The organism is Nostoc sp. (assembly GCF_036917555.1).
Lineage (GTDB): Bacteria > Cyanobacteriota > Cyanobacteriia > Cyanobacteriales > Nostocaceae > Nostoc.
On the sequence record NZ_JBALDD010000023.1, the window covers coordinates 487,199 to 499,931 of the forward strand.

Sequence of the window (12,733 nt, forward strand, 5' to 3'; positions counted from 1 at the left end):
TTGTCATTTGTCATTTGCAAAAGACAAAGGACAACTGACAAATAACATACAACTACCAAAATTTAGTCTCATGTCAACCAATCTATTATCTACCTCTGCTGCTATTGGTTTTGGTGGAGTAGTTCAAGAATATGTCTGGAACTGGGAAAACCAACAATTGCACGTTGTTTATGAAACCCTCGGTAAAGGTTCACCGCTATTGCTACTACCAGCTTTCAGCAGTGTTTCAACGCGTTTAGAAATGGGCGAACTTGCCAAGTTACTAGCTCCCGATTTTCAAGTTGTAGCCTTAGACTGGCCTGGATTTGGTGAATCTTCTCGCCCTGGTTTGAATTATCGACCAGAAATATATCAGCAATTTCTGGAAGATTTTGTCAAAGCTGTTTTTAATACTCCCATTACTGTGGTGGCGGCTGGTCATGCTGCTAGTTACGTTTTACAATTAGCTGTCAAACAGCAGGCTGCTTTTTCACGAATTATATTGTTAGGCCCTACTTGGCGTGGGCCTTTGCCGACAATGGGGGCAAGTCAGCAAATAGCTGGTCTAGTCAGAGAATTAGTGCGATCGCCTATACTTGGTCAAGCTCTCTACAAACTCAACACTACCCCATCTTTCTTAAGTTTTATGTACCGCCGTCATGTCTTTACTGACGCGGCTAAAATTACACCCAGTTTCATCGAGAAGAAGTGGCACACGACTCAACAACCAGGAGCGCGATTTGCATCTGCTGCCTTTGTAACTGGTAATCTTGATGCTGTACGCGAACAATCTGATTTTCTGGAACTTGTACAGTATTTAACCCTACCGCTCATGGTATTAATTGGAGAATCTAGCCCCCCCAAATCACGAGAAGAAATGAACGCTTTGGTAGCTTTACCAGGAGTGAGAAGCGTTGTCATACCTGGTTCTTTGGGACTACATGAAGAATACCCAGCAGTTGTTTTAGAAGCAGTTCAAGATTTTTTGTTCTCTTCAGAAAATTAAATCCTCACACCAAGATGCAAAGATTCATTTTGCGCCTTGGCGGAAGATTAAGATTAGTTTAAGCTACTGTGAGTAAGTTTTTGCAAGCGAGAAAAAGAAAGCGCCAGTAGACCGACTATACCAAGACCAAAAACAGTTGATGACTCAGGCACTGTCTTGACTTCAAAATCAAAACTGAAAGTCCCAGACTCCTCAAAGGGAATGGGGTTACTACCAGTGCCTAAATCCACGAGTTTGAATGATGCAGAGTAATTTCCCAGTGGTGCAACGACTAAAAAACTGACTGCAAGAGACGCAGATGCTTGCCATGTTTGAGTTACTTGCTTTTTCGAGCAAGTAGTGTTTCTTGAAACCACCACGCTTCTTCATCAAAGTATAATTTTTTTATTTACGATAATGATTATCACTTTTTCTCTGGCATTGTCAAGGTACTAACCTGCGACTTCCCGCAGGGAGGGTCGGCTTATATGCAATATTCCTATCAGGCTACGCCAACTTATGAATATTTATTACTTATTACAGATACATAAAAATAAAATGTTTCTTGATTAAATTATGTGATGATTTTGCTGAAACCCAAAATAACAGCAAGTTCGCACAAAAATAGAAAAAGATTTATCATAGGCGATAATGATTATCCATAAGGTGAGACAAGAGGAATTTAGAGTATGGTGGCTGACGTAATCAACAATTCAGTTCCCGTTACTGTTCTTACAGGCTATTTGGGAGCAGGTAAAACGACTCTACTCAATCACATCCTCACCTACGAACACGGCAAAAAAGTTGCTGTGATTGTCAATGAATTTGGGGAAGTGGGTATTGATAATCAATTGATTATCGATGCAGATGAAGAAATCTTTGAAATGAACAATGGCTGTATCTGTTGTACAGTGCGGGGCGACTTAATTCGCATCATTGGCAATTTGATGAAGCGGCGCGATAAATTTGACCATTTAGTAATTGAAACGACTGGATTAGCCGATCCTGCACCAGTGATTCAAACATTTTTTGTTGATGAAGATTTACAAAGCCAACTGTCTCTAGATGCAGTGGTGACAGTCGTAGATGCCAAGCACATCTCGCAGCACTGGGATGCAGACGAAGCACAAGAACAGATTGCCTTTGCCGATGTAATTTTACTTAATAAAACAGATTTGGTAGCGCCAGAAGAGTTAGATGAATTAGAAAAACGGATTCGGGCGATGAATGCGATCGCAAAAATCTACCGTACCCAAAATTCCGAACTAGGAATGGATGCTTTATTAGGTGTAAAAGCCTTTGATTTAGACCGGGCATTAGAAATTGATCCAGATTTCTTAGGCGAAGATGCTCATGTACACGATGAAACTGTCTTTTCTGTGGCTTTAGTAGAAGCAGGCGCAGTCGATGGAGAAAAATTAAACGCTTGGATTTCCGAGTTACTGCGTACCCAAGGCCCAGATATCTTTCGGATGAAAGGCATTTTAAATATTGCCGGAGAAGATAATCGATTTGTGTTTCAAGGAGTGCATATGATATTTGATGGCAAACCCGATCGCCCCTGGAAACCAAGTGAAACTCCCAAAAACGAACTGGTCTTCATCGGTCGCAATCTTGATGCAGGCCAACTCAAGCAAGATTTTCTCGCCTGTCTGGTATAAAAAGCGAGTTAGGAGTTATCAGTTAAAAATTCAAAACTCCTAACTTCTAACTTTTGTAGAAAATATGAAATCCACAACCAGCAAATCTAAGGAATTTGAACAACATTATTCGGGGACACTTTCAGATTATGTAACTGCGATCGCTTGGTCGCCACAAGGTCAAACTTTAGCAGCAACTTCCGCCGCCGGGGAAGTAGTTCTGTGGAATAATGGCGAACTTACAACCTTACAAACTGCTAACGGTAAATCAGTAGACTGTCTTGCCTTTTCACCAGATGGCAAATTTTTAGCCGTTGGTGGACAAGATGGACAGGTGAAAATTTGGCGCGATACTGAATTAATCGCCACGTTGGAAAATGCCCCTGCATGGGTTGACAAGTTAGCTTGGAATTACACCAGTAACCAACTGGCTTTTAGTTTGGGGCGTTATGTTCGAGTCTGGAATGCAGATACTCATGAAATTGTCGTGACGCTAAATTTCGACAACTCTTCAGTATTGGGTATAGATTGGCGCATTGACGGACAATACTTAGCCATAAGTGGTTATAAAGGAGTCAAAATTTGGCATAGTAAAAACTGGGATGAAGAACCATATAGCTTAGATATGACTACTGTCAGTTTAGCGATGGCTTGGTCGCCCGATGGCAAATTTCTCGCTTCTGGCAATATGGATCGTAGTGTCACTGTTTTGGAATGGAATAACCCCGATCCTTGGGTGATGCGTGGCTTCCCTGGCAAAATTCGCCAATTGGCATGGTCAGAAGCTATGACTAAAGTAGGTGCGCCAATACTGGCATCTTCTAGCGTTGAAGGTATTGTGGTGTGGGAAAAGCTAGAGGATGATTCATTAGGTTGGGAAGCACGAGTATTAACAAATCATGTGGGTGTGATTAATGCGATCGCCTTTGCACCTAAAAGCTTTCTTCTCGCTTCTGCTGCTGCTGACGGCTGGTTATGTTTGTGGAACAAAGCCAAGGAAGTATCCCAAATTATCACAGGTGTTTCAGGAGGATTTTCTAGCTTAGCTTGGCATCCCCAAGGCAAGTTACTGGCCGCAGGCGGCGAACAGGGCGAATTACTTGTATGGTCAAAGGTTTTGCGGGGTCAGGGATTCGGGCGTAGTTAAGCAATACTCACTAATTAAAGTTGAACCTCGGCAATTTATTGGCTATGCTGTATCAGCAAAGGTATCTTTGTAAATTATGAACATTATCAAACTGATTCTACTTGCCTGTCCTGCATTTCTGGTATCTATGCTGCTGGTAGTCAATCCAGCAAACGCATCCAGCCTGAAATCTACATACGCTACCAAAATTGTGACGGTAGTATCTATACAACAAATTCCCGATCTGGTAACACCAAACTTGATTCAAACATCTAATTCGATTATTGATCGAGTTGGTTGTAATTGTGCCAACTGTGTTCAGTCTAAATTTCAGTCGCTACAAGGCAAGCTGCCATCAGTCGGTTTTTAATAAACTTAGGAGTTATAAATATTGTTGGGGCACAGCATTGCTGTGCCCTTATTAATTTTATAAGCTATTTGTACCTAACTATCGCACTGGTTGCAGCATAATTATTTATGATATTCGCTGAAGTTCACGCCTAAAAAACGAGGTAGGAAAGCTGTTAGGTGAATTCCTAGATACTGAGAAAGCTGCTGGTAAGCCAGTGAAGTTGGTACGTTCGCCATCTGCACCCAAGCTGTTAAGCTCTTGTTAAAAGAGCTAGTCCGGGGATTAGAAAACTTGCTAGAGTGAACAGAGTTAGCCTTAATGTCTAATCGCCAAAACCTATACATCTCATGGATTTTGCTAATATTGCATCCCAGCTAAACGCTGGAACGATTTTACCAGAGGGGATTGTTATTCTCACCCTCTTGGGGGTTTTGATTGTTGATTTGATTTTGGGGCGTACATCCGCACGCTGGATTGGATATCTAGCGATCGCAGGTTTATTTGCTTCGATTGTCGCCCTATATTTTCAATGGGACGCTCCTAATCCCATCGGTTTTACCGGTAGCTTTAATAGTGATGACCTGAGTATCGTCTTTCGCGGTATTATTGCCTTGTCTGCGATCGCGAGTATACTGATGTCAATTCGCTACGTTGAACAGAGTGGCACCGCTTTAGCCGAATTTATCGCTATTTTGCTAAGTGCTACTTTAGGAGGGATGTTTTTATCCGGGGCTAGTGAGTTGGTGATGATTTTCATCTCCCTAGAAACCCTGAGTATTTCCTCTTACTTGTTGACAGGTTATACCAAGCGTGACCCCCGCTCCAATGAAGCGGCGTTGAAATACTTGTTAATTGGAGCTTCCAGTACGGCAATATTTTTGTACGGTGTATCCCTGCTGTATGGACTATCTGGAGGACAAACTGAACTAAGTGCGATCGCTAATGGCATTGCCACAGCGAAAGTGGGACAATCTTTAGGTTTAGTGATTGCGCTGGTTTTTGCGATCGCAGGTATTGGCTTCAAAATCTCCGCTGCACCCTTCCACCAGTGGACACCAGACGTTTACGAAGGCGCTCCCACCCCAGTCATCGCCTTTTTATCTGTCGGTTCCAAAGCAGCTGGGTTTGCCCTAGCTATCCGCTTGCTAACAACAGCCTTCCCCCTTGTTGCTGACGAGTGGAGGTTTGTCTTCACAGCTCTAGCCGTTCTCAGCATGATTTTGGGTAACGTAGTCGCCCTAGCTCAAACCAGCATGAAACGGATGCTAGCTTATTCATCCATTGCCCAAGCTGGGTTTGTGATGATTGGGTTGATTGCTAGTACACAGGCAGGATATGCCAGTATGATATTTTACCTACTGGTTTACCTGTTCATGAACCTGTGTGGTTTTACCTGCATCATCCTATTTTCACTGCGGACAGGAACCGACCAGATTGCCGAATACTCTGGCTTATATCAAAAAGACCCACTGCTAACACTGGCCTTGAGTATCTCCCTGCTTTCCTTGGGTGGTATTCCACCATTAGCTGGGTTTTTCGGCAAGATTTACTTATTCTGGGCTGGCTGGCAAGCAGGACTTTATTGGTTAGTTTTATTGGGCTTAGTCACCAGCGTCGTCTCCATTTACTACTACATTCGCGTAGTTAAGATGATGGTAGTTAAAGAACCCCATGAAATGTCCGACGCGGTGAAGAATTATCCACAAGTACGTTGGGATTTACCTGGGCTAAGACCTTTGCAGGTCGGTTTGGTGGTAACATTAATTGCCACTTCCATAGCAGGGATTTTGTCAAATCCACTGTTTACATTGGCTAACAATTCCATCTCCCATACCCCATTTTTGCAAGCAACAATCAACAGTAGTGTAAAAGCAAAAAAACTCTCGCTTTTACCAAAGTTAGATTCGGTTAGTCAGTCTCAACCCTCAGTTGATTCTACTGCTAAGATTTAACCGATTCTCAACCAAACTTTGTACTCAAAAACACGCCTGTTTGCTAATTAGTAGACAGGCGTTGTCATATCTTTTAACTGAAATTTTATGAGGCTGATTGAATAGGTATTTTAATTACAAATTCTGCACCTTTTCCTGGAACAGAAAAACAGTTAAGTTGCCCGTTATGTTTTTCGACTATAATCTGATAGCTTATATATAGCCCTAGTCCAGTACCTTTGCCCACAGTTTTAGTGGTAAAAAACGGATCAAATAGTTTTGAGCGAACTTGTTCATTTATCCCCAAAGCATTATCAGCAATACTAACCGCTATCCAATTTTTATCAATTACCTCAGTTTTAATTTGAATTTCGGGATTATTTTTTGTCAGTTTCTGATTGTCAGTAGTTTGTGAATTGACTGCTGACCACTGACCATTATTCGCTGACACCTCCAGTGCATCGATCGCATTAGCAAGAATATTCATAAACACTTGATTGAGTTGACCAGGGTAGCAAGTTATATTCGGCAGTTGACTATATTTTTTAATGACTTTGATTTCTGGGTACTCATGTGTAGCTTGCAGGCGATGCTCGAAAATCATTAAAGTACTATCAATTCCTTCATGGATATTAACTTGCTTAAGTTCTGCTTCATCAAGTCTGGAAAAATTACGTAGTGATTTAACAATTTCCTGAATGCGCTCTGTTCCCACTGTCATTGATTGGAAGAGTTTAGTTATATCTTGAATTAGAAAATCCAAATCTATTTCTTCTATTTGTTCTTGGATTTCTGGAGGACTACTTGGACAAAATTGTTGATAAATTTGCACCAATCTCAGTAAATCCTGAGTGTATTTATGAGCGTGGTGAAGATTGCCATAAATAAAACTTACAGGGTTGTTAATTTCATGGGCAATACCAGCAACCATCTGACCTAAACTAGACATTTTCTCAGCTTGGATAAGCTGAGTTTGGGTAAGTTGTAGTTCGTTTAGTGTTTCTTGTAAAGCAGTTGTACGTTCTTCAACCCGAATTTCTAACTCTTGATTCGCTTTCTTGAGCGCTTCCTCTGCCTGTTTACGTCTCAGAACTTCTTTTGCTAACTGATCGATTTTTTCGTTCAAGAGAACGAAATTACTGCTGGTCAGAATTCTATTTTCTAAGCGTAAGAGAATTAAAGCTGAACATCCAGGAGACCAAGGTTGAATAACGGCTCCTTGGCTACGACATATTAACGTTTGCCCATCATTCTTTCGTAAAGTCAAAGAGCCAATCACCATTGCCCTGCTACTTGAACAAGCTTGCAGATACTTTAAAATATCGTTGGCAGGCTCAGTTACAATTTCAACAAGCATTTTTCCGCGGAGTTCCTGACGGCGTAACCCCAACATCTCCGCTACTGGTTTATTAGTAGCTAACAACTGACCCTCTCCACTCACCAGAAGTAAAGGTTCTGGTAAAACTCTGGCAAATTCAAGAAATTGTTCAGGAGTCATGAGGCTTCAACTTTCACGGTTTGACTCTACTTTACATATCTGCACTAAGCTTATATCCTGGAGTTATTTTGTTTGATGCTGAAGGATTTACACAGATTCTATTCCCCTAAAGTATTCTCGACCTTCTGCATCTTCTGCCTCTTCTGTAAGTTTTAAGTAAACAATAACTTTACATCCAGAATAACCTTGTGCTATCGTCTCTTGCAATTCTACTTTCGCATATCCTAGATTATTAGCTGCGATCGTTCCAAAAACGTTTGAAGTCATCATGCACATGGCAGGACGATTAAGTACTTTGTCGCCAAATGGGCAGACACGGTTGCCAAAAACAATTTTTTCATCATTCTGCTCAATAACATAAAAATCACCCTGGATTCGTTTTTTTAAATCAATCAAAACATCAGCTACCTGCTTACGAGAAAGGTTAGAGATTTCCAGGGCAGATTTATAATCTTGGTTAATCTGCCTTCCCATCCTTTCACCAACAACGCTAATAAATCCTGAAGCTTCTTCTAAACCAACTACATCCTGCAAAGTACCAGATAATTCTCTGATTAGTGTACGTAAAAATATATCGCGATCTAAAGAAAGATTAAGCGTGGCAGTTGAGTGCTTGGGTACATTGATCATAATTTTTGAGGATACCATCTTAGAAGTACAATTATAGAGTTCCCCAAAATATCTCTAAAGTAACTACTTAATCTTTTTATTCTGATAATTTGATGTTTGCTTTTGGTTCTAATTAAAAAAATGTCCATAACAAATTCTGAGCCTTATCATTGTGACAGTTTAGCGTTTTGCATAGTTTCTTCTATGTTACGTCCCCATTATCCTTTCTAACCCTCATTCAAAAGTAGGGAATTAGATCAAGTCTTAAAAATGTTAGCCAGCAAAATATTAAGTGTTTTCCCATGAGCAGTGGGCTTGGGTTGCGAGAATATTCTAGGAAAAAATATCGTTAACACTAAACATATTTTATTATTAACTCATCCAGAAATGTACTTATTTGCAATCAGGATACAATTTTTATTTTATCTATAAATAAACGTTGTTATTTTGAAAACATAAATAATTACGAGGAATGAAGTAGCAATAATTTTGTTACTATAAATTGCTAATAGACTGAATATTTATTTTTTAATAGTTTAGATGAATTTTATATTTGCTAGTTTAATAAATAGGTATACTGATAATAAACTCAGAACCTTTTCCTAACACAGAATTTACTTCCAAAATTCCTTTATGTTTTTGGACAATTATTTGATAAGCAATTGATAACCCTAATCCTGTTCCTTTTCCCACAGGTTTTGTTGTGAATAAATGATCAAACATTTTTTGCTGAATATCAGCTGATATTCCCACCCCATTATCTTGAATCCGAATCGAGACATGATTCTTATCTTCAGTGAGGGCAGTATAAATTGTAATTTGATTGGGATTTAGCTTAATATCATTAAAACTCAGTCCAGCATTAGACTCATCTAAAGCATCAATGGCATTTGCCAAGAGATTCATAAATACCTGATTCAATTGTCCTGGAAAGCATTCTACTAGGGGAAATTCTTCGTAATATTGAACTACTTGAATAGCAGGACGAATCTTATTAGCTTGTAAACGGTGCTTGAGAATGAGGAGAGTACTGTTAATACCTTCATGAATATTAAACAGAATTTTTTGTTCTGTATCTGCTCTAGAGAAAGTTCGCAGGCTGTTGCTAATATTGGAAATACGATCTGTACCTTCTCTCATTGAAGAAATGAGTTTAGGTAGATCCTCGCGCACGTATTCTAAGTCAATCATTTCGATTGTTTCTTGAATTTGCTGAGATGTTTTAGGATAGGTCTGCTGATAGAGGTCAATTAGATATAATAAATTATCAATATACTCTTTAGCTGGAGTCAGATTAGCTGCAATAAAGCCAACTGGGTTGTTAATTTCATGAGCTACATCTGCTACCATGCTTCCCAAAGTAGACATCTTATTCTCCATTATCTGAAGATTAAGAAGCATTATTTCTAGCTCATGGCTTCTTTCTTCTAACTTATTTTGATATTCCTTTAATTCATCAATTACTCTCCTGAGCAAACATTCTTTTTTTCGGTTTGTTTCTTCAAGTTTTATCCGGTCTGATTCAGAGCGCTCTAATTTCTTTTGGAGAATTCGATTGGCTTTTTTTAATTCTTTAATTTCTTGTTGATAATCTAATATTCCCATTAACTTTTAATGACTTCCCAAAATTAAAGTTACAAAAGTTTCATTGTGGAATTGCGTCTGGCTAATTCCATCTATAGGAGCAATTTCTCCATAAGAATAAAATCCACAGGCAGGTAAATAGTCAGTCAGACAAAGTTTCGTATTCTGATACTCTTCTTGTGCCCTAGTACCAAGTATTTGCCGACGAGCTACACATGAAAAAAATAAAATAGCACTTGGTTCTGTACCAGGATAATTATCTAAGGCATTCATAAATGATGCTTTGGAAGCTGCCAAAATATCTTCATAACCTGCTTCAGAAATTTGAATAATTGCTTGATCGGGAATATCTCCAAAAAAGGTTATGCTACTAGATTCTTGATTGTAAGCAATAGGTGCTCTTATATAAAAATTGTCTTCATTCTCATCAAAGACTGCTAGTGGATATTCCATTGAAGGAGGAAGCAAACCTAAATAATGATGATAAAAATCTAAAGCTGGTTTACCATCTATTTCATAGACTATGTTTTTATCTACTTTAGTCACTTTGCTTGTTTGACCAATAGGATGCCAACCACTTGCAACAGCATGGGAAAACAATATTGTGCCGGAAAAAAGCAGAATTGGTACAGAATCACTTAATACTTCTGTTTGAAAAAATTGATATGTACTTTGATATCTTGATTGATCGCCTGCTAAACCACCGAATATTGGCATATATTGACCAAGAGCTAGCTTTAAGCCATTCAATATAGAGACACCACTAGTTGTGAGGCTCTCTGGATGAGTTAGGCATAGCTTTGGAGGTGCGGTACTTTTTGCTTTGGCTTGCTCCACAGCTTGTTTAGTTGCAGTAATTGGATCGTCTGAAACTTTGCGTCCAACTCCTGCATGAATTTCAACTTCGTCTGAGCAAAACAACATCAAGGTGATTGAATCTTGCTGAAACTCTAAGACTGAAGAAATTTCTCCATCTGTTGTTCCACCAATCAACTCAATCCCCAGAAAAACCCGATCGATTTGCTGCAAAATGAGAGAATGATCAAAGTCAATTGCAGCAAAAATAATCCCAGCTTTTGGTATATATCCTGCAAGAGAACTGACACATTGCTGAAGAACTTCTTCAATTGCTGAGAGAGAATCTGGATCGTTACTGTGACCTACTACTGCCTTGAACATAAATTTATTTATGATGTTTATAAACGGAACTTACTATAATTATTGAATGGGAAGTTTAATGATAAACTCTGAACCTTGCCCTCTTGATGAATTTACCTCTAGAGTTCCTGCATGTTTTTCGACAACAATTTGATGGGCAATTGATAATCCTAATCCTGTACCTTGACCCACAGGCTTGGTGGTGTATAAATAATCAAAGATTTTTTGTTGGACATCAGCCGACATTCCTACGCCATTATCTTTAATCCTAATCAAGATATAATTTTTATCTTCAGTGAAAGTGGTTTGAATCAAAATTTGATTAGGATTTGCTTCAATCTCAATATAGGTAAGTCCTACATTAGACTCCTCTAAAGCATCAATAGCATTAGCTAATAAATTCATAAATACCTGATTTAGTTGTCCGATAAAACATTCTAATTCTGGCAATATATCGTAATCTCTGATTACTTGAATATCGGGTCGAACTTCAGATGCTTTTAAACGGTGTTTGAGAATCATAATTGTACTATCTATGCCATCATGAATATTGCAATAAACTTTGCGATCGCTATCTGCTCGAGAAAAGGTTCTCAAGCTGGTACTAATGTTGCGAATGCGCTGAACTCCCTCTTTCATTGAGGAAATTAAATTAGGTAGATCGGCAAGTATATACTTCAAATCTATTGCTGCAATTTCCTCTTGAATTTCTGGAACTGGATTAGGATAGTGCTGCTGATAGAGGTCAATAATGTTAATCATGTCTTGGAAATATACTGAAGCGTGTCCAAGATTGCCATGAATGAAACCAACTGGATTATTAATTTCATGAGCAACTCCTGCTACTAATTGACCAAGGGCAGACATTTTTTCTGTCTGTACAAGCTGAAGTTGAGACTCTTGTAGGTCTTTTAATGCACTAGACAAAGCTGCTGTCCTTTCTGCAACTCGTTTTTCTAAAGTTTTTGTGAGATTTCGTAATTGCAGATGGGTTTTGATTCTAGCTAATAGTTCTTTTTCATGAAAGGGTTTAGTGATGTAATCAACTGCTCCTATATTTAGACCCTTTACTTTACTATCAGTATCAGAATTAGCCGTCATAAAAATTATGGGAATATCACAAGTTTCAGAATTTTTTTTCAGCTTTTTACAGGTTTCAAATCCATCGATTCCCGGCATTATTACATCTAACAAAATTAAATCAGGCAGTCTAGATTCAACCCGCTTAATTGCTTTTTTCCCATCATTTTCTGTGATTACTTTAAAGCCTACATTAGTTAAGATATTAAAGACAATTTCTAAATTAGTAGTAGTATCATCTACTACTAATATTAAATTATCTTCTGGTTCATAAAGTATTCTCATATCTAAATTTTTGTTCATGTATTTAAATTAATTTAACTCGTTGTTAATTATTCACTATTGCCCTGCGATCGCAGCTAAGTCACCTCTATTTTATTGGCAGACTGACTGCAAATTTATCGTCTGACAACCTTATAGTTCCCAAAAACTCTGATAACAGCAACATTCTCATACTAAATTGCCTACAGCTTTTTGCTGAAGCGATCGCTAATGGACATCAATCACCAATTTGAATTTTCACCAAAGTTTAAAATCCTCTTTTATGAAGGCGATCGCTCTTAAATTACTTACTATTACCCTTGTTTTTTAGAAAATTAGCGCTAACTAAGAACAATATTCTTGATGCCTTAAGTTAATCTTTTCAGTTAGTCAACAGTATTTATCATGAATATTCCTAGATGTAACTATATTTTTTATCAAAATTTCATAAAAAATATAGTTACAGATAATTACGGTTAGTTTTTTTAAACATTCAACAATATTGGTTAAGTTTGAAAATATTCATATAG

The 12,733-nt window shown here is 38.5% G+C and carries 12 protein-coding genes; 5 read left to right on the top strand and 7 right to left on the bottom strand.

Going from position 1 to position 12,733, the window contains the following annotated elements:
- Nucleotides 1-70 precede the first annotated feature (70 nt).
- Nucleotides 71-985 (top strand): alpha/beta fold hydrolase, encoded by a 915-nt coding sequence (locus V7K60_RS10875; protein ID WP_334925340.1) that lies wholly within the window; start codon nucleotides 71-73, stop codon nucleotides 983-985.
- Nucleotides 986-1,038: 53 nt separating this feature from the next.
- On the opposite strand, the gene V7K60_RS10880 is transcribed toward V7K60_RS10875, so the two are convergent.
- Complete coding sequence (locus tag V7K60_RS10880; protein ID WP_334925342.1) at nucleotides 1,039-1,341, bottom strand: PEP-CTERM sorting domain-containing protein; 303 nt, start codon at nucleotides 1,339-1,341, stop codon at nucleotides 1,039-1,041.
- 312 nt (nucleotides 1,342-1,653) lie between these two features.
- Between V7K60_RS10880 and V7K60_RS10885 the strand changes: the two genes are divergently transcribed.
- From V7K60_RS10885 to V7K60_RS10895, 3 genes are all read left to right on the top strand, one after another.
- Nucleotides 1,654-2,625 (top strand): CobW family GTP-binding protein, encoded by a 972-nt coding sequence (locus V7K60_RS10885; protein WP_334925344.1) that lies wholly within the window; start codon nucleotides 1,654-1,656, stop codon nucleotides 2,623-2,625.
- Nucleotides 2,626-2,689: 64 nt separating this feature from the next.
- Nucleotides 2,690-3,751 carry a WD40 repeat domain-containing protein gene (locus tag V7K60_RS10890; RefSeq protein ID WP_334925346.1) on the top strand — a complete coding sequence of 354 codons (1,062 nt, stop codon included), beginning with the start codon at nucleotides 2,690-2,692 and terminating at the stop codon, nucleotides 3,749-3,751.
- 76 nt (nucleotides 3,752-3,827) lie between these two features.
- Nucleotides 3,828-4,100 carry a hypothetical protein gene (locus tag V7K60_RS10895; RefSeq protein ID WP_334925348.1) on the top strand — a complete coding sequence of 91 codons (273 nt, stop codon included), beginning with the start codon at nucleotides 3,828-3,830 and terminating at the stop codon, nucleotides 4,098-4,100.
- A gap of 101 nt (nucleotides 4,101-4,201) precedes the next feature.
- Here V7K60_RS10895 and V7K60_RS10900 read toward each other — a convergent pair whose 3' ends face one another.
- A complete protein-coding gene (locus V7K60_RS10900) occupies nucleotides 4,202-4,426 on the bottom strand; it encodes a hypothetical protein (protein ID WP_334925350.1) in 225 nt (74 codons plus the stop codon).
- 3 nt (nucleotides 4,427-4,429) lie between these two features.
- On the opposite strand from V7K60_RS10900, the gene V7K60_RS10905 reads away from it, so the two are divergent.
- Nucleotides 4,430-6,034, top strand: a complete 1,605-nt coding sequence (locus V7K60_RS10905) for an NAD(P)H-quinone oxidoreductase subunit N (RefSeq protein ID WP_334925351.1) — start codon at nucleotides 4,430-4,432, stop codon at nucleotides 6,032-6,034.
- An 85-nt stretch (nucleotides 6,035-6,119) separates the two neighbouring features.
- Here V7K60_RS10905 and V7K60_RS10910 read toward each other — a convergent pair whose 3' ends face one another.
- The 5 genes from V7K60_RS10910 to V7K60_RS10930 all read right to left on the bottom strand — a co-directional run bounded on the left by V7K60_RS10910 (nucleotide 6,120) and on the right by V7K60_RS10930 (nucleotide 12,245).
- Entirely contained in the window at nucleotides 6,120-7,511 is a 1,392-nt protein-coding gene (locus V7K60_RS10910; RefSeq protein ID WP_334925353.1) for an ATP-binding protein, read from the bottom strand.
- An 87-nt stretch (nucleotides 7,512-7,598) separates the two neighbouring features.
- Nucleotides 7,599-8,141, bottom strand: a complete 543-nt coding sequence (locus tag V7K60_RS10915) for a methanogen output domain 1-containing protein (protein ID WP_334925354.1) — start codon at nucleotides 8,139-8,141, stop codon at nucleotides 7,599-7,601.
- A 540-nt stretch (nucleotides 8,142-8,681) separates the two neighbouring features.
- Entirely contained in the window at nucleotides 8,682-9,725 is a 1,044-nt protein-coding gene (locus V7K60_RS10920) for a sensor histidine kinase (protein ID WP_334925356.1), read from the bottom strand.
- A gap of 6 nt (nucleotides 9,726-9,731) precedes the next feature.
- Nucleotides 9,732-10,883, bottom strand: coding sequence for an FIST signal transduction protein (locus V7K60_RS10925; protein ID WP_334925359.1), 1,152 nt, complete (start codon nucleotides 10,881-10,883; stop codon nucleotides 9,732-9,734).
- A 39-nt stretch (nucleotides 10,884-10,922) separates the two neighbouring features.
- Nucleotides 10,923-12,245 carry a hybrid sensor histidine kinase/response regulator gene (locus V7K60_RS10930; RefSeq protein WP_334925360.1) on the bottom strand — a complete coding sequence of 441 codons (1,323 nt, stop codon included), beginning with the start codon at nucleotides 12,243-12,245 and terminating at the stop codon, nucleotides 10,923-10,925.
- Nucleotides 12,246-12,733: the final 488 nt, after the last annotated feature.

What these genes read in the sequence shown, in the direction of transcription:
- V7K60_RS10875 (WP_334925340.1), top strand. Translation starts at nt 71, where the DNA reads ATGTCAACCAATCTATTATCTACCTCTGCTGCTATTGGTTTTGGTGGA.
- V7K60_RS10885 (WP_334925344.1), top strand. Translation starts at nt 1,654, where the DNA reads ATGGTGGCTGACGTAATCAACAATTCAGTTCCCGTTACTGTTCTTACA.
- V7K60_RS10890 (WP_334925346.1), top strand. Translation starts at nt 2,690, where the DNA reads ATGAAATCCACAACCAGCAAATCTAAGGAATTTGAACAACATTATTCG.
- V7K60_RS10895 (WP_334925348.1), top strand. Translation starts at nt 3,828, where the DNA reads ATGAACATTATCAAACTGATTCTACTTGCCTGTCCTGCATTTCTGGTA.
- V7K60_RS10900 (WP_334925350.1), bottom strand. Translation starts at nt 4,426, where the DNA reads ATGTATAGGTTTTGGCGATTAGACATTAAGGCTAACTCTGTTCACTCT.
- V7K60_RS10905 (WP_334925351.1), top strand. Translation starts at nt 4,430, where the DNA reads ATGGATTTTGCTAATATTGCATCCCAGCTAAACGCTGGAACGATTTTA.
- V7K60_RS10910 (WP_334925353.1), bottom strand. Translation starts at nt 7,511, where the DNA reads ATGACTCCTGAACAATTTCTTGAATTTGCCAGAGTTTTACCAGAACCT.
- V7K60_RS10915 (WP_334925354.1), bottom strand. Translation starts at nt 8,141, where the DNA reads ATGATCAATGTACCCAAGCACTCAACTGCCACGCTTAATCTTTCTTTA.
- V7K60_RS10920 (WP_334925356.1), bottom strand. Translation starts at nt 9,725, where the DNA reads ATGGGAATATTAGATTATCAACAAGAAATTAAAGAATTAAAAAAAGCC.
- V7K60_RS10925 (WP_334925359.1), bottom strand. Translation starts at nt 10,883, where the DNA reads ATGTTCAAGGCAGTAGTAGGTCACAGTAACGATCCAGATTCTCTCTCA.
- V7K60_RS10930 (WP_334925360.1), bottom strand. Translation starts at nt 12,245, where the DNA reads ATGAACAAAAATTTAGATATGAGAATACTTTATGAACCAGAAGATAAT.